This is a genomic window from Micromonospora sp. NPDC050980 (assembly GCF_040653835.1).
GTDB lineage: Bacteria > Actinomycetota > Actinomycetes > Mycobacteriales > Micromonosporaceae > Micromonospora.
The window spans coordinates 1-19,170 of the sequence record NZ_JBFAGS010000034.1 but is presented as its reverse complement, the minus strand read 5'-3'; the positions used below and the strand labels follow the sequence as shown (position 1 = coordinate 19,170).

Genomic DNA, 19,170 nt, shown 5'->3' with positions numbered 1-19,170 from the left:
CGCGCCCCGGCAACCGCAGACAGGAGTATGGAGGGTATGCAGCTTCGCACCGACCTCCGCAACGTCGCCATCATCGCCCACGTCGACCACGGCAAGACGACCCTGGTCGACGCCATGTTGCGGCAGGCCGGCGCCTACGGCGCCCGTGGCGAGGACACCGAGCGGGTCATGGACTCGATGGACCTCGAGCGGGAGAAGGGCATCACCATCCTCGCCAAGAACACCGGCGTGCGATACCTGCCGGCGGACGGCGACCCGGTCACCATCAACATCATCGACACCCCCGGTCACGCCGACTTCGGCGGTGAGGTCGAGCGCGGCCTGACCATGGTCGACGGCGTGGTGCTGCTGGTCGACGCCAGCGAGGGCCCCCTGCCCCAGACCCGGTTCGTGCTCCGCAAGGCGCTGCGCGCCCGGATGCCGATCATTCTGGTGATCAACAAGGTGGACCGCCCGGACGCCCGGATCAAGGAGGTCGTGGACGACACCTACGAGCTCTTCCTCGACCTGGACGCCGACGAGGAGCAGATCGACTTCCCGATCGTCTACGCCTGCGCCCGCGACGGCATCGCCTCGCTCACCCAGCCCGCCGACGGCGCGGTCCCGGACGACAGCACCAACCTGGAGCCACTGTTCCGCACCCTGTTGGACACCATCCCGGCGCCCGCGTTCGACGAGGACGCGCCGCTGCAGGCGCACGTCACCAACCTCGACGCCTCGCCGTTCCTCGGCCGCCTGGCGTTGTGCCGGGTCCGGCAGGGCACGATCAGCAAGGGCCAGACCGTGGCCTGGTGCCGCACCGACGGCAGCACCCAGCGGGTCCGCATCTCCGAGCTGCTGATGACCGAGGGCCTGGAGCGCAAGCCGGCCGAGTCCGCCGGGCCGGGCGACATCATCGCCGTCGCCGGCATCCCGGAGATCATGATCGGTGAGACGCTCGCCGACGCCGAGAACCCGATCCCGCTGCCGCTGATCACGGTGGACGAGCCGGCCATCTCGATGACCATCGGCACCAACACCTCGCCGCTTGTCGGCCGGGTCAAGGGCGCCAAGGTCACCGCCCGGATGGTCAAGGACCGGCTCGACAAGGAGCTGGTCGGCAACGTCTCGCTGCGGGTCCTGCCCACTGAGCGGCCGGACGCCTGGGAGGTGCAGGGCCGCGGCGAACTGGCCCTGGCCATCCTGGTCGAGCAGATGCGCCGCGAGTCCTACGAGCTGACCGTCGGCAAGCCGCAGGTGGTCACCCGGGAGATCGACGGCAGGACCTGCGAGCCGGTCGAGCGGCTGACCATCGACGCCCCGGAGGAATACCTCGGCGCGATCACCCAGTTGCTGGCCACCCGCAAGGGCCGGATGGAGCAGTTGGTCAACCACGGCACCGGCTGGATCCGGATGGAGTGGCTGGTCCCGGCGCGCGGCCTGATCGGCTTCCGCACCGAGTTCCTCACCGACACCCGGGGCACGGGCATCCTGCACCACGTCTTCGAGTCGTACGAGCCGTGGTTCGGCGAGCTGCGTACCCGCCAGAACGGCTCGCTGGTCGCCGACCGGGCCGGCGCGGTCACCTCGTTCGCCATGATCAACCTTCAGGAGCGCGGTCAGCTCTTCGTCGAGCCGACCACCGAGGTGTACGAGGGCATGATCGTCGGGGAGAACTCCCGCTCCGACGACATGGACGTCAACATCACCAAGGAGAAGAAGCTCACCAACATGCGGGCGTCGACCTCCGACGAGACCGAGAAGCTGATCCCGCCGCGCAAGCTGTCGCTGGAGCAGGCCCTCGAATTCTGCCGCGAGGACGAGTGCGTCGAGGTCACCCCGGTCGCGGTGCGCATCCGCAAGGTGGTGCTGGACCAGACCCAGCGCGGCCGGATGGCCGCCCGCCGCAAGCACGCCGGCTGACCACCCACCCACCCAGCACTTGCACTTTCACGGAAAGAGTGGCTATTCCACGCCGGATAGCCACTCTTTCCGTGAATCAGCGCGGCGGGGACGGGGGCGGGGGGTCAGCGGGGGCGGTGGGTTTGGAGGGCCAGGACGTCGGGGATGCGGCCGGAGCCGGACTCGACGACGCGGTCGAGGACCAGGCCGGCGGCGGCGACGGCGGTGAGCAGGTCGGCCAGGGGCAGGTGCCAGGCGCCGACCCGGGCCCGCACCCCGGCGGAGTTCCACGACCGGAACGTGCGCTCCCGCTCGGCGTAGCCGCCGTCGATCACGATGCGTTCCGGCTCGGACCGGTCGGCGAACGCGCCGCAGAAGCACGGATGCACGCCCACGTGCACCAGCCGGCCGCCCGGCGCCAGCACCCGCGCCGCCTCCGTGATCGCCGCCGGATAGTCCGGCATGTCGGTGTGCGCCAACACGCAGACCGCGGCCGGCACCGTGCCGTCGGCCAACGGCAGCGCGGTCGCGTCGGCGCGGGCCACCGGCAGTCGCGCCCGGGCGTGCCGCAACTGGCCGGCCGACAGGTCCACCCCGATCGGCGTCCAGCCGAGCCGGCTCAGCTCGGCCGCGTGCGCCCCGGTGCCGCAGCACAGGTCCAGGCACCGCCCCGGGCCGGGGCCCAGCAACTCCGCCAGCACCGACCGGACCCGGTCCATGTAGGGCCCGGAACCGACGGTGGCGTAATCCTCGTACCAGTCCGCGATGTCGTCGTACAGGGCGGTCGTCATGCCGGCACGCTAACGCCGTACCCACGGCACCGCAGCCCCGCGCGCCGGGAAGATCCGCTACGGTCGGCCCATGATCTGGGACGACCTCGACGCGTACCTGGACCGGGTGCCCGGCACCGTCTCCGCCTACGTGGGGCGTCCCGGCGCCCGGCCCACCTGGACCCGGCACGCCGACGACACCCACTACGCGGCGAGCACCATGAAGGTCGCCGTGCTGGTGGCGCTGCACCGGGCCGCCGAGGCCGGCCGGCTCGACCTGGACGCGCCGGTGCCGGTGCGCAACTCGTTCGACTCCGCCCGGCCGGGCGCGCCCCGCTTCGCCAACAACCGCGACTACGACAACGACGACGCGGTCTGGGACGCCGTCGGCGGCACCGCACCGCTGCGCTGGCTCGCCGGACGGATGATCGTGCGCTCCAGCAATTTGGCCACCAACCTCTGCATCGGCCAGGTCGGGCTACCGGCCGTGGCACAGGCGTGGACGCTGGCCGGGGCGCGGCACAGCGTCACCGGCCGCGGCATCGAGGACTTCGCCGCCCGCGACGCCGGCATCGACAACGTGGTCACCGCCGCCGACCTGGCCGCCCTGCTCGGTGAGCTGGCGCTGGGCGCCACCCGGCCCGGCCCGCTCGCGTCACCGGCCGGCTGCGCCGCCATGCTCGACGTGCTCGCCGCCCAGGAACACCGCGAGGACCTGGCCGCCGGCCTGCCCGACGGCACCCGCGTCGCGCACAAGAACGGCTGGGTACGCGGCGTCCGCCACGGCGCCGGCGTGGTGTTCCCGGACGACGCGCCGCCGTACCGGATCGTGGTGTGCACGACCACCGACCTGGCCGACGGCGGCGCGGACGGCGAGCAGGTGGAGGACGACGCCTGCCGGCTGATCGCGCACGTGTCCGCCCGGGTCTGGGACGCCCGGCACGAACTGGCCGGGTAGCCGCTACTCCAGCAACTGCTCGCGCAACGTGGCCCGCACCTCGTCGGTAACCCCCAGACCGTCGCGCAGGTACGCGTCGAACGACCCGTGCGCCCGGCGCACCTCGTCGTAGGCGGCGTCGAGGTACTCCGGGCGCACCTCCAGCAGCGGCCGCGCCGCCGCCGGGTCGAGCTCCGGCCGGCGCCGCGTCATCGCCGCCAGCAGCACCTCCCGCAGGCTCTCGGTCAGCTCGTTGTGCCGCAGGTAGTCGGCCCGGATCGCCGGCTCCGTCACGCCCAGCGCGGTCAGCAGCACCACCGACAGCCAGCCGGTGCGGTCCTTGCCGGCCGAGCAGTGGAACAGCAGCGGCAGGTTCGCGCCGTCCGCGGCCAGCCGCACCGCCTCGCCGAACCCGGCCCGCGCCGGTTCCCCGGTGACGAACCAGCGGTAGATCGCCGTCATCGCCCCCGGCATGCCCTCGCGGGCCAGCTCCGCGTACGCGTCCAGGTCATGGCCCTGTAGCACCGCCGAGACGTAGGTGAACACCGGATGGGCCGCGTCGTAGACCGGCAGGTGCACCAGCCGGGGCTCGCCCACCAGCCGGTCCGGTGGGGCCACCTCCTGTTCCTGCGCCGCGCGCAGGTCCACCACGCATGCCGGGCCGAGCTTGCCCAGCACCGGCAGGTCGTCATCGGTGAGCCGGCCCAGCGCCGCGGTGCGGACGAGCCGCCCGGCGCGTACCCGCCGCCCGTCGGTGGTCGGCATTCCGCCCAGGTCGCGCGCGTTCGGCGCGCCCACCAGCTCCCAGTCCCGCCCGGTCATCGGCCCTCCCCTGCTCGCCGCCAGTTGCCTATAGGGTGCCCCACATGACGATCGCGGCGGTGCGCACCCACCGGCTCTCGGCCCCCTTACACACCCCGTTCGTCACCGCGCTGCGCAGCACCACCACTGTGGAGACGCTGATCGTCGAGGTCGTGGACGGCGACGGCCGGTCCGGGTTCGGCGAGGCCCCGCAGGTCTGGCAGGTCACCGGCGCGTCCATCGGCGGCGCCGAGGCGTGCGTCCGGGAACTGCTCGCGCCGCTGCTGACCGGCCGCGACGCCGACGACCTCCAGGCCCGGTGCGCGCAGGTGCGCGGTGCGGTGGTGGGCAACGAGTCCGCGAAGGCCGCCGTCGACGTGGCGCTGCACGACCTGGCCGCGCGGCGGCTCGGCGTACCCCTGGTGCGGCTGCTCGGCGGCACCTCGTTGCGCGTCCCGACGGACGTCACGCTGGCCGCGGGCGACGCGGTCGATCTCGCGACGGCGGCCGGCCGGCGCCGCGCCGAGGGATTCACCGTGCTCAAGCTCAAGGTCGGCACCGACGCCCGCGGCGATCTGGACCGGGTCCGCTCGGTGCGCGCCGCCGTCGGGCCGGACGTGCGGATCCGGCTGGACGCCAACCAGGGGTGGACGCCGCGCGAGGCGGTCCGGGTGATCGGGGGCATCGTCGACGCCGGGCTCGACGTCGAGCTGGTGGAGCAGCCGGTGCACCGCCGCGACCTGGACGGTCTGGCCTGGGTCAGCGACCGGGTGGACGTGCCGATCCTCGCCGACGAGTCGGTGTTCGACGTGCGCGACCTGGTCGAGGTGATCCGGCGCCGGGCGGCGGACATGGTCAACGTGAAGTTGGCGAAGTGCGGTGGCCTCCAGCCGGCCCGCACCCTGCTCGACCTGGCCGCCGCGCACGGCATGGGCACGATCGTCGGTTCGATGATGGAGGGACCGGTCGGTGTGGGCGCGGCGGCCAGCCTGGTCGCCGCGCACGGCACCACTGCCGTGTCGGACCTCGACGCCGCCTGGTGGCTGGCCTGGTCGCCGGTCACCGGCGGCATCCGGTACGAGGGCGCGAGCGTGCTGCTGCCGGACGCTCCGGGGCTCGGCATCGCCGACGTGAGTGAAGCTAAGGTTCAGCGGCGTGGTTGAGTGTCGTTGGATTTTTTCATAGGGTCGCCCACAGAAGCGTGGGAGGAGGGTGCGGATGGCGCCTCGACCGGGTCACCAGGCCGTCGTACAGGTCCCGGTGGCGACCCTCTGGGCCGCCCCCGACGCGGTCCGCCCGATCGACGGGCCCGCGCTGCGTGACTGCCCCGACGTCGCCGGCTGGGTCGCCGGGATGGACCGCGACCAGCAGGTCGGCGACTGCGTCCTGACCCAGTTGCTGCTCGGCGAGCCGGTGCTGGTCACCGGGGCCGGGCCGGACGGGTGGGTCCGGGTGGTCGCCCTCGGGCAGCCCGCCGCCAAGCTGGACCCGCGCGGCTACCCGGGTTGGCTGCGGGCCGCCCATCTCACCACGACCGACGCCGCCGGGCGGAGCGGGCCCGCGCTCGTGGTCGACGTCCGCCGCACCACGCTGCACCTGGCCCCGGACGGTCCGACGGCGTTGGCCGGGGTGGTGCTGGGCACCCGGCTACGCTCCGCCGGGCGGCCGACGGACGGCTGGCGACCGGTCCGGGTGCCCGGCCGGGCGGACCCGCTCTGGGCCCCGGAGGGCGACCTGGTGCCGCTGCCGACCGAGTGGCCCGAGGCCAAGGAGGTGCTCGCGGTCGCCGAGCGGCTGCGGGACCTGGTCTACGTCTGGGGCGGCCTGTCCACCGACGGCATCGACTGCTCCGGGCTGGTGCAGTTGGCCTGGCGGCGGTACGGCGTCCTACTGCCCCGCGACGCCGACGACCAGGCCGAGGCCACCGTCGCGCTGGCGTTGGACGACGAGCGCCCCGGCGACCTCTACTTCTTCGCCCGTCCCGGTCGGCGGATCCACCACGTCGGCATCGTCTCGGCCGAGCCGCACGGCGGCCGGCGCCGAATGCTGCACGCCTGCTACCTGACCCGCCGGGTGGTGGAGGAGGAACTGCCCGCGGACCGGGTCGCCACGCTGGTCGGCGCGCACCGGGTCTGACCGTGCGTCCGCGAGCCGGCCGGCGGACGCACGTGCGTTCAGCGGCGCGCCTCGGCCAACTCCCGGCGCCGGTCCCGCGACGACTTGACCAGGCTCGCCGCGGTGGCCACGGCCAGCGTGCCGAGGATGATGGTCAGCGAGAGCCAGATCGGGATGTGCGGGGCCCAGGCCACGTGCTCGCCGCCGTTGACGAACGGCAGGTTGTTGTCGGCCAGCGCCTCCAGGACCAGCTTGATCCCGATGAAGCCGAGCACCACGGCCAGCCCGTAGCTGAGATAGATGAGCCGGTCGAGCAGGCCGCCCAGCAGGAAGTAGAGCTGCCGCAGCCCCATCAACGCGAACACGTTCGCGGTGAAGACCAGGTAGGGCTCCTGGGTGATGCCGAAGATCGCCGGGATCGAGTCGAGCGCGAAGATGAGGTCGGTGGTGCCGATCGCGATCATCACGATCAGCATCGGGGTGAACAGCCGTCGCCCGTTCTCCCGGGTGGTCATCCGCGCCCCGTCGAAGTCGCGGGACAGCGGCAGCGCCTTGCGACTCCACCGGATCAGCACGTTCTCGCTGAACTCGTCCTCGTCCGGCTCGCCCTGCCGGGCCAGGTTCACCGCCGTGTAGATCAGGAACGCGCCGAAGATGTAGAACACCCAGGAGAACTGGGAGATCAGCGCGGCGCCGGCCGCGATGAAGCCGCCACGCATGACCAGGGCCAGCAGGATGCCGATGAGCAACACCTTCTGCTGATACTGCCGTGGCACCCCGAATCGGGCCATGATGATCACGAAGACGAAGAGGTTGTCGACCGAGAGGCTGTACTCGGTGAGCCATCCGGTGTAGAACTGCCCGGCCACGCTCGCCCCGGCGGTCAGCCAGAGCACCATGCCGAACAGCAGCGCCAGCCCGACGTAGAAGCCGACCCACAGGCTCGACTCGCGGACGCTGGGTTCGTGCGGACGGCGGCCGATGATGAACAGGTCGGCCAGCAGGACCGCGATCATCGCGGTCAGGGTTACCGCCCACACCAATGCGGACACGTTCAAATCCATCCTCCGGCAGACACGCAGCGTCGGGCACACCGTACGCCGGGTGTGGAGCCGGGGTGCGTCGACGCTGACTCTGGTGACTGTCGGAGGTCTCTTCCGCCGGGGCCCGGTGGACTCCGACCGACGGAGCCGGGTCGAGCCACCGGGCGTGCTGGCGCTCTTCCGTGCTGACGACTCCGTCGCGGGGGAATACTCCCCTCCTCGGCCGCCATTGTTCACCATCGCACTCGGGTGGCGCATCTCCAGGCGCCGATCGGTTGCCACCACGTGCCGCGCCTCACGCCACCACGCGCAGGGCATCCTAGGAGACTAGCTCCTTATTCGTCAGTGGGGGCAGGGCCGCAGCGCTTGCCAGGCCGGCGGACATCTCTGCTCCGGCACCCCTTTGGAGCTGACGTCACGAACGACTCACCGCCACTGCCGCCGCTTGTCACCCCGACGGCCGCTGCGCAACGAAGCCGTCCTCGACGAAGCCGAGGCGAGTCGTTCGTGATGTCAGCTCCAAAGGCAGCGAGAGCGGCTAGAGGCACCCTGGCCGGTAGGCATCCCGTCACCAGCGACGGACGACCTGAATCACGTCGGCCGGCGGCGCCACGCCGGCCGGCCACGTCAGCCGGCCGCGCCACGCCACGCCAGCCGGCCGCGCCACGTCGGCCAACCGCGCCACGCCAGCCGGGCGCACCGGGCCACCGGCGACCCCGCGCACCCGGAGTGCGCCGGTGGACCCCCGGCATGGGAGGCTTCGGGCATGGTTCTTGAGGTCGCGCTGATCGACGTGACGCCCGGACACGAGGACGACTTCGCCGCCGCCTACGCGCAGGCGCGCCCGATCCTCGCCGGTAGCGCCGGGTGCCGCTCGGTGCGGATGACCCGTGGGGTGGAGTCGCCCACCCGATTCGTGCTGCTGGTCGAGTGGGACTCGGTCGAGGCGCACGACGCCAACTTCCGGCAGACCGAGCGCTTCGGCCGGTGGCGCGGTCTGATCGGGCCCTACTTCGCCGGCCCGCCGCTGGTCGAGCACTTCGTCGACGTGCCGGCCTGAACTGTCATACGCCGCGAGTAGCCTGCGCGCGACGCGCGGTCACCGGCCCCGACGGGCATCGGGGGCGCCGGGCCCGGTGGGCGCGCGGCGACCTCACCCCGGCTCGTGCGGGTCGCGCTGTCGGGGCACCGGTGGGGCGCCGAGCCGGCGGGTGAGCAACTCGACCGTCGCCTCCTCCGACAGCGCCGCCCCGAGCAACCGCTCGATCACTCGCTCGTAGCGGGCCACGTCGGCCTCGGCGGTCAGTCGCAGGTCGGTGGTGAGCGTCTCCACCAGCACGGTGCGCGGATCGTCCGGGTCGGGGTAGGCGTAGTAGGAGAACGGGGCCAGCGGGTGCAGGTCGTCGCCGGACGCCGCGCCGCGGGGCAGCACCCGGAGCGTGACGTGCGGCCGTTCGGTAAGCGCCAGCAGATGGCGCAGCTGTTCCCGCCACACCTCGACCGGCAGCCCGCCCGGCTCGCAGGCCCGCTCGTCGAGCAGCGCGGTGTAGTGCGGGGGGTCCGGCCGGACCAGCAGCTCCTGGCGCACGGCCCGGGCCCGGACGTCGGCCTCCACGTCCACCTCGGCGGCGAGCGACGCACCGGCCGCCACCCGCAGCCGGGCGTACGCCGGGGTCTGCAACAGGCCGGGCACCAGCACCGGCTGGTATTCCACGATGCGCTCGGCTCCCGCCTCCAGTTCCGCGTACGCCCGCTGCCGCTCGCCCATCTCGCCCAACGCCTTTGACCAGCCGCGGCCGGTGGCGGCGTCGCGGGCGATGACGATCAGGTCGTCGCGGTGGTGCGCGGGCACCTCGTAGACGTCGAGCAGATCGAGGACGTCGGCCAGGTCGGGCCGGCTCTGGCCCAGCTCGATGCGGGACAGTTTCGACGTGGACGCCCAGCCGAGCCGGGTGCAGACCTGCTCGAGCGTGAGCGATCCACGGCGGCGCAGCCGGCGTAACTCGACGCCGAGCCGCACCCTCCGGACGACAGGACTTGCTGACGACGGCATGGGCGCCTCCCGGTGGGAGCGTACGCATGACCATCACGCACGGCAATACCTCGCTTGCGCAGAGCGACAAACGCTCGTCACCGCACCCCGGCGGCGTCCATCCCCCGCAGCTCCTTCTTCAGGTCGGCGACCTCGTCGCGGATCCGCGCCGCCAGCTCGAACTGAAGCTCCCGCGCGGCGGCCAGCATCTGGTCGTTGAGCTCCTGGATGAGGTTGGCCAGGTCGGCCCGGGCCATCCCCTCGCGGGACGGCGTCGCCGCGCCACCCCGGCCGCCCCGGCTACGGGTCTCCTTGACCGGCGCCTTGCCCCGGGACAGTTGGCGCGCGGCGCCACCGACAGCGGAGTTCTCGGTGTCCTCCGCCTCGCGGTAGATGTCGTCGAGGATGTCGTGGATCTTCTTACGCAGCGGCTCGGGGCTGATCCCGTGCGCCTCGTTGTGGGCGATCTGCTTGGCCCGACGCCGGTTGGTCTCGTCGATCGCGGATGCCATCGACGGGGTGATCTTGTCGGCGTACATGTGGACCTGGCCGGAGACGTTCCGGGCCGCGCGCCCGATGGTCTGGATCAACGACCGGCCGCTGCGCAGGAACCCCTCCTTGTCGGCGTCGAGGATCGCCACCAGGGAGACCTCGGGCAGGTCGAGGCCCTCCCGCAGCAGGTTGATGCCGACCAGCACGTCGTAGTCGCCCTTGCGCAGCTCACGCAGCAACTCGACCCGGCGCAGCGTGTCCACCTCGGAGTGTAGGTAGCGCACCCGGATGCCGTTCTCCAGGAGGTAGTCGGAGAGATCCTCGGCCATCTTCTTGGTCAGCGTGGTGACCAGCACCCGCTCGTCGCGCTCGGTGCGCAGCTTGATCTCGTGCATGAGGTCGTCGATCTGCCCCTTGGTCGGCTTCACCACCACCTCGGGGTCGATCAGGCCGGTCGGCCGGATCACCTGCTCGACGAACTCACCCTGGGCCTGCTCCAGCTCCCACGGGCCGGGGGTGGCGGAGAGGAAGACCGACTGGCCCACCCGCTCCAGGTATTCGTCGAAGCGCAGCGGCCGGTTGTCGGCGGCGCTGGGCAGCCGGAAGCCGTGGTCGATCAGCATCCGCTTGCGGGAGGCGTCGCCCTCGTACATGCCGCCGATCTGCGGGATGGTCACGTGCGACTCGTCGACCACGGTGAGGAAGTCGTCCGGGAAGTAGTCGAGCAGGCAGTGCGGCGGGCTGCCGGGCAACCGGCCGTCCATGTGCATCGAGTAGTTCTCGATGCCGGAGCAGAAGCCGACCTGCCGCATCATCTCGATGTCGTAGGTGGTGCGCATGCGCAGCCGCTGCGCCTCCAACAGCTTGCCCTGCCGTTCCAGCTCGGCCAGGCGCTCGGCCAGCTCGGCCTCGATGTCGCGGATGGCCCGCTCCATCCGCTCCGGCCCGGCGGCGTAGTGCGTCGCCGGGAAGATCACCAGGCGGTCCACCTCACGGACCACGTCACCGGTCAACGGGTTGAGGTAGTAGAGCTTCTCGATCTCGTCACCGAACAGCTCGATCCGCACGGCCAGTTCCTCGTAGGCCGGGATGATCTCCAGCGTGTCACCGCGGACCCGGAACGTGCCGCGCTGGAAGGCCATGTCGTTACGGGTGTATTGGATGTCGACCAGCCGGCGCAGCAACTGGTCGCGGTCCAGCTCCTGCCCCACCTCGGCGCGCACGGCGCGGTCGAGGTATTCCTCCGGGGTGCCCAGGCCGTAGATCGCCGACACGGTCGCGACCACGATGACGTCGCGCCGGGTGAGCAACGACATGGTCGCCGAGTGCCGGAGCCGCTCGACCTCCTCGTTGATCGAGGAGTCCTTCTCGATGTAGGTGTCGGTCTGCGGGATGTAGGCCTCGGGCTGGTAGTAGTCGTAGTAGGAGACGAAGTATTCGACCGCGTTGTGCGGCAGCAGCTCGCTGAACTCCTTGGCGAGCTGCGCGGCGAGGGTCTTGTTGGGCGCGAGCACCAGGGTGGGCCGCTGCAACCGCTCGACCAGCCACGCCGTGGTGGCGCTCTTGCCGGTGCCGGTCGCGCCGAGCAGCACCGTGTTGCGGTCGCCACGCCGCACGCGACGCTCAAGGTCGTCGATGGCCGCCGGCTGGTCGCCGGCCGGCTGGAACTCGCTGACGACCTGGAAGCGGCCGTCGAGCCGGGGAATGTCGAGCGCCATGACCTCAACGGTACGCCCGCGGTCCGACACTTCCCCGGTGACCACGGACCGTCCCTGACCGGCTTCGATATTCCCATTGTGTGGCTCATCTCACCGGACTACCCTCGTACCGTAGGCCGCTCGCGGCGGCCGACCGGGCAGGTGGCCGCCCCCTCGCGGGGCCCCGGCCGCCCCCGGCGCCAGGGCCGCAGCACCCGGGACGACCGGCGTGCGCGCCCACGGTGGTCGCGCTGAGGCGCTCACCGGCCGCCGCGAGCGCCCCTGCGCGTCACCCACCACCCCGCAGGCGCGTTCACCACTCGTGGGGACCTCTCCCGATCGCCGGCCGTCCGGCGACCGCGCGCCCACCCCGGCGCACGAGCCGGGCCGGCAGCGCGCCGCGGGACGCCCGCACCGGCCGACCGCACGCGGCGGCGGCGACCAGCCGGTGCCACGCGAGCCGGGTCGGGGTCACCGCCGCGCCCGCACCAACGGCCCGGCCCGGCCCGCCACCGGCCGCCGCCGGCGAACCGATCCCGCCGGCCGATCCCCGGTCCTGCCGGCCCGGCCGGGCGACGACAGCGCGCTGGACGCCGTGGACGACCCGTCGGAGCGACCGACCCGCCGACGGGCCGCCCTGGCCGCGCTCGTGGTGGCCGCCGCCTCGGCGACCGTCCTGGTCGCCGGCCTGCTCGGCGGATCGCCGCAGCGGCCCGCTCCGGCCGGCACGGAGCGCCCGCTGAGCGCGGCCGAGACGCAACGGTTGGCCGCGCTGCGGGTGACCAACCTGCGCGACGTCCGCGCCGGGGTCCGGGTCACCGTCGGCGCCGGCCGGGACCGGACCGACCTGCTCGGCTGGGTCGACTGGGCCCGGCCGCTGGTCTACCTGAACGTCGGCGGCCCCGGTGCGGGGACCGACCGGGGGCTCGTCCAGGCCACCGCGTCGGCGCTGCTGGTACGCCCCGACCCGACCGCGCCGCCCACCCCCGCGCGTCCTCCGCTGGTGCCGCCGGACGACGGGTGGCGACTCCGCGAACCGCCCCCCGGGCGGGGCCTGGACGCCGTCCGCGACCTGCTGCTCGGGCTCGGCGCGGACCGGGTCGACCCGGCCGGGCCGGACGGCCGCTGGTTGCGCCGGGAGAGCCTCGCCGGCGTCGGGGTGGACGTGCTCCGGGCCCCGCTGGCAACGACGTCGGTCGACCCGCGGCCGACGCTCTGGCTCGACCGGGACGCCCGGCTGCACCGGCTCACCGGGCGGCTGCCCGACGGCACGGCGGTCACTGTAGATCTGGTACGCGCGGACCGGCCCACCCCGCAGCCGGTGAGCGCCCTCGGGGGCCGCCCCGGCCAGCCCCGCGCGCCGACCGACGACGAGGCCGACCGGCTGGCCCGGCTGCCCGGCCGGCTACGCGCCACCGGCACCGTGACGGTGTCCGCGGCGGCCCCGCTCGGCCCGTCCGCGAACCTGGCCGGCACCGGCACAATGAGCTGGGCGGCTTCCTCGGCGTCTCTCACGCTGACCGACGAGGACACCGGCCGGCGCACCCGGCGGGAGGTCCGGACCGGCCCGGCGGCCCATCGACAGACCTTCCCCGACCGTCCCGGGGCGCCGTCCCCCTCGGCGTCCGGCGACGAGCTGGACCGTCTGCTCGCCGCGGCGCTGCGGGCCGGCGTCCACCCCCCGCGTGGACCGGCGGTCCGGATCCGCGAGGACCGGGCGGCCGACCGCACGGTCGACGTGGTCGAGGCGCCGGACGGCCTGCGCTGGTGGCTCGACCGGGCCGGCCTGCCCCGCCGGGTGGAGCTGCGCACCACCCGGGGCACGTGGATCCGCCTCGACCTCCCCCCGCCCCTCCCCCGCTGATTCACGGAAAGAGTGGTCGTCCGGCGCGGAATGAGCGCTCTTTCCGTGAATCAGCGGGGCTAGGGCTGCCAGCCGGTTTGGGCGGCCCACTCCTCGGCCCGCAGGTGCTCCTCGTCGAACCAGGGGTCGGTGAGCGTGTGCTCGGCGCCCTCCGGGGCGGTCGCCACCAGGTCGCGTTTGAGCTGGAGGTACGCGGCCCGCCCGGCCGGATCGGCCCGAAGGTGGTCGCGCAGCAGCAGCGCGTGACGCCAACCGGCCGAGCCGGCCACCCGCAGGTGCAGGACCACCGGACGACCCGGGTCCGCGCCGGCGTGCACCCGCTTCACCTGTCGCACGCGGCCGGGCCGGCGCGGCAGGTCCCACCACTCGCCGGGCAGCCGGGGGAAGCCCGCCTCGGTCAACCGGTCGGCGAGCGGGCCGTCCGCCTCCGCCAGCGAGGAGACGGTCAGCTGGACGTCGATGACGTCCGGCGCGGTCAGGCCGGGCACGGCGGTGGAGCCGATGTGATCGACCCGGCGGTCGCCGCCGGCGGCGTGGCGGATCCGGGCGGCCAGCCGGGCGTACTGCTCGCCCCAGGTCGGATCGGGCTCGGCGAGCGCCGAGCGGTCAGGGCGGACCGCACGACGCGCGCGGACGTGGCGTTCGTAGGGCAGCAGCCGGCCCCGCCAGAGGTCGTCCACCGCGGCGTGCAGGTCGGCCAGCGTGCCGTCGTTGGTGAGCAGCACGTCCGCCGCCGCCCGCCGGCGGGCGTCGTCGGCCTGCGCGGCGATCCGCCGCTCGGCCTCCGCCCGGTCCATGCCCCGGTCGCGGGACAGCCGCGCCAACCGGGTCGGCACCGCCGTCTGCACCACCAGCACCAGGTGGTACGTCGGCGCGAGCCCCACCTCGACCAGCAGCGGCACGTCGTTGACCACCACCGCGTCGGCGGGCGCGGCGGCGATCAACTCGGCCGACCGCGCGCGCACCCGGGGGTGGGTGATCGCCTCCAGCCGGCGGCGCGCCGCCTCGTCGCCGAAGACCACGGCGCCCAGGGCGGCACGGTCCAGCGCGCCGTCCTCGCCGAGCACCCGGTCGGAGAACGCGGCGACCACCTCGGCCAGCCCGTCGGTGCCGGGGGCGACGACCTCGCGGGCGATCCGGTCCGAGTCGACGACCACCGCGCCGAGCGCCGTGAGGCGGCTCGCCACCGCGCTCTTGCCGGACCCGATGCCACCCGTCAGCCCCACTTTCAGCACCCGGCCAGTCAACCGGATCATCGGTCCGGTGCCAAACCAGCCTCGCCGGTCCGGAACGACCGCGGGCCCCGCCCCCGGCGCTCCGCTGGCGCGGAACGCGGGGACGGGGCCCGTGGTCGGAGCTGGTTCGCCCGTGCGGACGGAACCGGCGTCAGCGACCTGTCACTTGCCGCCGGCGAGCTTCTCCCGCAGCGCGGCGAGCGCCTCGTCGGTGGCCAGCGTGCCGGCCGGCTCCTCGGCCTGACGCGCCGGGGCGGACGTCGAGGTCGAGGACGTCGAGGCGCTGGCGGGCGGAGCCGGGTTGGCAGCGGCCTCGGCGTCGGCGGCGCGGGAGGTCTGCACCTGCTTGGTGTGGGCCTCCCAACGCTGACGCGCCTCGGCGTACTGGTTCTCCCAGGTCTCCCGCTGCTTGTCGTAGCCCTCGAGCCACTCGCCCGTCTCCGGGTCGAAGCCCTCGGGGTAGATGTAGTTGCCCTCGTTGTCGTACGTGGCGGCCATGCCGTAGAGGGTCGGGTCGAAGTGCTCCTCGCCCTCGACGAAGCCCTCGTTGGCCTGCTTGAGCGACAGCGAGATCCGACGGCGCTCCAGGTCGATGTCGATGACCTTGACCATGACCTCGGAGCCGACCTGAACGACCTGCTCCGGGATCTCCACGTGGCGCTCGGCCAGCTCGGAGATGTGGACCAGGCCCTCGATGCCGTCGTCCACCCGGACGAACGCGCCGAACGGCACCAGCTTGGTGACCTTACCCGGCACGATCTGCTGGATCGCGTGGGTGCGGGCGAACTGGCGCCACGGGTCCTCCTGGGTCGCCTTCAGCGACAGCGAGACCCGCTCGCGGTCCAGGTCGACGTCCAGGACCTCGACCTCGACCTCCTGGCCCACCTCGACGACCTCGGACGGGTGGTCGATGTGCTTCCAGGACAGCTCGGAGACGTGCACCAGGCCGTCCACGCCGCCCAGGTCGACGAACGCGCCGAAGTTGACGATCGACGAGACGACGCCCTTGCGGACCTGCCCCTTCTGCAGCTTGTTGAGGAACTCGGTGCGCACCTCGGACTGCGTCTGCTCCAGCCAGGCCCGGCGGGACAGGACCACGTTGTTGCGGTTCTTGTCCAGCTCGATGATCTTGGCTTCGAGCTCGCGGCCGACGTACGGCTGGAGGTCACGCACCCGCCGCATCTCGACGAGCGACGCGGGCAGGAAGCCGCGCAGGCCGATGTCGAGGATGAGACCACCCTTGACGACCTCGATGACCGAACCGCGGACGACGCCGTCCTCGTCCTTGATCTTCTCGATCGTGCCCCAGGCCCGCTCGTACTGCGCCCGCTTCTTGGAGAGGATCAGCCGACCCTCCTTGTCCTCCTTCTGGAGGACGAGGGCCTCGATGTGGTCGCCGACCGAAACCACCTCGGCCGGGTCCACGTCGTGCTTGATCGACAGCTCCCGAGAGGGGATCACACCCTCGGTCTTGTAGCCGATGTCGAGCAGGACCTCGTCCCGATCGACCTTGACGACGGTGCCTTCGACAATGTCGCCGTCGTTGAAGTACTTGATGGTCTCGTCGATCGCGGCGAGGAAAGCTTCCTCAGAGCCGAGGTCGTCGACGGTGACCTTGTTGGCGCTCGAGGTGGCCTCGATGCTGCTCGTCATGTGGGCGGTTGCTCCGGTCGGATGGGTTGTCACAGCGGGCATGGGTGTCGCGGTGACTCTTCCGCGCCAGCGGATCCGCCGCCGGGCACACCGAACGATCGACGCGAGAAGATCATTAGTGGCTCCGGTGACCGCGCACCTGCTCCCTGCCGAGGCACACGATCCGCGAGCGCATCGTCTAGCCTACCCGCTGCATTACCACAGCGTGCAAGCCCTCCCGGCTCCACACGAACTCATCCGCTGCGAAAGCGGAGATTTTGCTCGGTAAGGTGCCACCGCTGTCTCATCCGTCACACCTGCCCCAGCCACCACCCCCACCGCACGGGTCCGGACCGCCGGACCTAGCGTGAACCCGTGGACGACGACAGGGTGACCCGCCGGCGGGTCGACGCCGCCGAGATCCGCCGCGCCAACCGCGGCTGGTGGGACACCGACGCCGACGCCTACCAGGCCGAGCACGGCGCGTTCCTCGGCGCGGTCGACTTCGTCTGGTGCCCGGAGGGCCTGCGCGAGGCCGACGCCCGGCTGCTCGGCGACGTCAGCGGCCGGCGGATCCTCGAACTCGGCGCCGGCGCAGCCGCCGCCGCCCGCTGGCTCGCCGCCGAGGGCGCCCGACCGGTCGCCCTGGACCTGTCCGCCGGCATGTTGCGCCACGCCGCCGAGGCCGCCGCCCGGACCGGGGTACGCGTGCCGCTGCTCCAGGCCGACGCGCTGGCCCTGCCGTTCGCCGACGCCGCCTTCGACACGGTGTGCACCGCGTTCGGCGCGATCCCGTTCGTCGACGACTCGGCGGCGGCGATGCGCGAGGTGGCCCGGGTGCTGCGCCCCGGCGGCCGGTGGGTCTTCTCGGTCACCCACCCGATCAAGTGGGCATGATCTTGCAGCATCAAAAAAAACCCTGGTTACACCTGCTATACCTCCGCCATACGTCCTTGTCGCTCTTCGCGCACTAGGTTGGACGGCGGGCTACGAAGATGGCGGTACCAGGGAACAGCCGGCCGCGCAGCGGGCTCCACTGGCCCCAGACTTCCTCGTGCCCCGGCGGCCACTCCGGCTCGACTACGTCGCAGAGAATGAAGCTGGCGGCCGTAAGCTCTCGGACGCGATCACCAAGGGTGCGGTGCGCCTCAACATAGGTGGGCACTCCCGCCTCGTCCTGTTCGACATACGGGCGGCGGTCGAAGTATGAGTGGACAGCCGTTAGGCCGGCCTCGCCGGGATCGTCGAGAAAAATCCAGCGCATCGGGTGAGTAATGGCAAAGACCCATGCCCCACCAGGGCGCAGCACCCGGAACACTTCGCGCATGAGCGCTTCAGAGTCTGCGATGAACGGGACAGCGCCGAACGCGGTATGCACGGTGTCGAAGGTGCCCGCGCGGAACGGCATCGCCAGGGCGTCAGCTTGTACGAGCGGCACATGCACCCCCGAGCGTTCGGCGGCCAACTTAGCGTGCCGCAACATGCCGGCGGACAGGTCCAGTGCCGTGACGTCGGCCCCTTGGCCGTCTAGCCAGCGTGAGCCCGCAGCCGCGCCGCAGCCTATCTCCAGGACTCGTGTTCCCTTCACGTCGCCGAGCAGCCTCGCGTCTGCTTCGCGTAGGCCCTCGGGACACCACACGAGGTCAACCTCTCCGAGGAAAGCGCCGTGCTCTTCCTGGTAGCTGTCAGCGTCCTCGTCCCACCAATGCCGACTCGCCGCCCTGCCTTCTACGTCCGAAACAGTGCGGCGGGTGACACGGACTTCCGGAGGCGGTGTGGGCTCGGTCATCCTGGTAACGGTACGGATGGCGGTCGTCGGCATGGCGGCCGGTGCCAGGATTGGACAGGGCGCCTGTCCTTCGAGGCCGCTAAGCAGGCGCGTCGCACGCCGCTTCGTGAGTCCAGACTCCCGATGGCTCTAAGGGAAGTCCGGGGCGCTAGCGTGCCGTATGCCTGTTATTGACTTGGACGTGCCGGAGCGCACCTCGTCACCGCCGCGAGGCCTGCGGCCGTGGTCCGTCGTCACGGCCGGTGTAGCGCTGGGCCTAGGCTTCCTCACTGGCGAGCCGAGCTCACCGCCAGTGGTAGACCCACAGGTTCACCACCCGCAGATTTCTCCCGAACCAGCGTGCCCTTCCCGAATGGCTCAGCCGGATCATCGGACCGCTACGTCAACCACAGTGGTAATTGTCGATGTTGAGACAGGTCGCGTTGTTTCAGCGTCCTGCCGCTTTAAATAGCTAGTCGCCAACCTGGAGCAGGCATCATGGCCAAGTGTTCCGGCGTTATCCCGAGTCCGCAGGGGTGTCTATCCGTTCAGGTAGACACCCCTGCGGCTTCTCAGAGGTTGCCCACTGTGTCAACTCGTCCGCAGTCATCCGGGCTTACGGGGGCTCACCACGTGACGTACGGTTCCCGCAAGGCGCAATAGTCAGTAGGTGTCCTGGCTGGTGCTGGCGAAGACATTGACTCCATTGACATAGACGAAGCCATAGTTGCGGTAGCGTTGGCCGGACCGCTTCGGGGTCGAGATGTTCGGGTGGTGACCGACGTAGCAGGACTGGTTGCCACTGTCCGGGGACTGTACAAATAACGGCTGATCGACCGATCAAGGGAGAGACGCCAGATGACGACCGAGACCACCGTGGGACAGCCGGCCGCTGAGCCGTCG

General features: G+C 72.1%; 14 protein-coding genes and 1 pseudogene. 7 read left to right on the top strand and 8 right to left on the bottom strand.

Annotated elements, in window-relative coordinates; genetic code table 11:
* Positions 1-36: 36 nt before the first annotated feature.
* On the top strand, positions 37-1,902 hold the full coding sequence (typA, locus tag AB0H28_RS28195) for a translational GTPase TypA (protein WP_358046522.1): 1,866 nt from the start codon (positions 37-39) through the stop codon (positions 1,900-1,902).
* A gap of 104 nt (positions 1,903-2,006) precedes the next feature.
* Here typA and AB0H28_RS28190 read toward each other — a convergent pair whose 3' ends face one another.
* The gene (locus tag AB0H28_RS28190) at positions 2,007-2,672 is read right to left on the bottom strand and encodes a methyltransferase domain-containing protein (RefSeq protein WP_358046519.1); all 666 of its coding nucleotides are present in this window, start codon (positions 2,670-2,672) and stop codon (positions 2,007-2,009) included.
* Between the two features lie 70 nt (positions 2,673-2,742).
* On the opposite strand from AB0H28_RS28190, the gene AB0H28_RS28185 reads away from it, so the two are divergent.
* Positions 2,743-3,609, top strand: a complete 867-nt coding sequence (locus AB0H28_RS28185; protein WP_358046516.1) for a serine hydrolase — start codon at positions 2,743-2,745, stop codon at positions 3,607-3,609.
* A gap of 3 nt (positions 3,610-3,612) precedes the next feature.
* Here the strand turns inward: AB0H28_RS28185 and AB0H28_RS28180 are convergent, their stop codons facing one another.
* On the bottom strand, positions 3,613-4,410 hold the full coding sequence (locus tag AB0H28_RS28180) for a tyrosine-protein phosphatase (protein ID WP_358046513.1): 798 nt from the start codon (positions 4,408-4,410) through the stop codon (positions 3,613-3,615).
* Between the two features lie 44 nt (positions 4,411-4,454).
* Here AB0H28_RS28180 and AB0H28_RS28175 point away from each other — a divergent pair, with 44 nt between their 5' ends.
* A complete protein-coding gene (locus tag AB0H28_RS28175) occupies positions 4,455-5,552 on the top strand; it encodes a dipeptide epimerase (RefSeq protein ID WP_358046510.1) in 1,098 nt (365 codons plus the stop codon).
* A 55-nt stretch (positions 5,553-5,607) separates the two neighbouring features.
* Positions 5,608-6,525 (top strand): C40 family peptidase, encoded by a 918-nt coding sequence (locus AB0H28_RS28170; protein WP_358046508.1) that lies wholly within the window; start codon positions 5,608-5,610, stop codon positions 6,523-6,525.
* Positions 6,526-6,563: 38 nt separating this feature from the next.
* Here the strand turns inward: AB0H28_RS28170 and AB0H28_RS28165 are convergent, their stop codons facing one another.
* Positions 6,564-7,562 (bottom strand): TerC family protein, encoded by a 999-nt coding sequence (locus AB0H28_RS28165; RefSeq protein WP_358046505.1) that lies wholly within the window; start codon positions 7,560-7,562, stop codon positions 6,564-6,566.
* 751 nt (positions 7,563-8,313) lie between these two features.
* Between AB0H28_RS28165 and AB0H28_RS28160 the strand changes: the two genes are divergently transcribed.
* On the top strand, positions 8,314-8,607 hold the full coding sequence (locus AB0H28_RS28160; protein WP_358046503.1) for an antibiotic biosynthesis monooxygenase: 294 nt from the start codon (positions 8,314-8,316) through the stop codon (positions 8,605-8,607).
* Between the two features lie 93 nt (positions 8,608-8,700).
* Here the strand turns inward: AB0H28_RS28160 and AB0H28_RS28155 are convergent, their stop codons facing one another.
* Both AB0H28_RS28155 and uvrB read right to left on the bottom strand, forming a co-directional pair.
* Positions 8,701-9,600, bottom strand: coding sequence for a DUF5753 domain-containing protein (locus AB0H28_RS28155; protein WP_358046500.1), 900 nt, complete (start codon positions 9,598-9,600; stop codon positions 8,701-8,703).
* Positions 9,601-9,677: 77 nt separating this feature from the next.
* Complete coding sequence (gene uvrB / locus AB0H28_RS28150; RefSeq protein ID WP_358046497.1) at positions 9,678-11,789, bottom strand: excinuclease ABC subunit UvrB; 2,112 nt, start codon at positions 11,787-11,789, stop codon at positions 9,678-9,680.
* Between the two features lie 301 nt (positions 11,790-12,090).
* Here uvrB and AB0H28_RS28145 point away from each other — a divergent pair, with 301 nt between their 5' ends.
* Positions 12,091-13,632: a hypothetical protein gene (locus tag AB0H28_RS28145; protein ID WP_358046495.1), complete on the top strand. Its 1,542-nt coding sequence runs from the start codon at positions 12,091-12,093 to the stop codon at positions 13,630-13,632.
* Positions 13,633-13,691: 59 nt separating this feature from the next.
* Here the strand turns inward: AB0H28_RS28145 and coaE are convergent, their stop codons facing one another.
* Positions 13,692-14,867, bottom strand: coding sequence for a dephospho-CoA kinase (gene coaE / locus AB0H28_RS28140; protein WP_358046492.1), 1,176 nt, complete (start codon positions 14,865-14,867; stop codon positions 13,692-13,694).
* Between the two features lie 162 nt (positions 14,868-15,029).
* Positions 15,030-16,562 (bottom strand): 30S ribosomal protein S1, encoded by a 1,533-nt coding sequence (gene rpsA / locus AB0H28_RS28135; protein WP_358046489.1) that lies wholly within the window; start codon positions 16,560-16,562, stop codon positions 15,030-15,032.
* Between the two features lie 312 nt (positions 16,563-16,874).
* Between rpsA and AB0H28_RS28130 the strand changes: the two are divergent.
* Positions 16,875-17,390 (top strand): annotated as a pseudogene (locus AB0H28_RS28130) (methyltransferase domain-containing protein); the annotation flags it as partial.
* A 79-nt stretch (positions 17,391-17,469) separates the two neighbouring features.
* On the opposite strand, the gene AB0H28_RS28125 reads toward AB0H28_RS28130, so the two are convergent.
* A complete protein-coding gene (locus AB0H28_RS28125) occupies positions 17,470-18,288 on the bottom strand; it encodes a class I SAM-dependent methyltransferase (protein WP_358046486.1) in 819 nt (272 codons plus the stop codon).
* Positions 18,289-19,170: the final 882 nt, after the last annotated feature.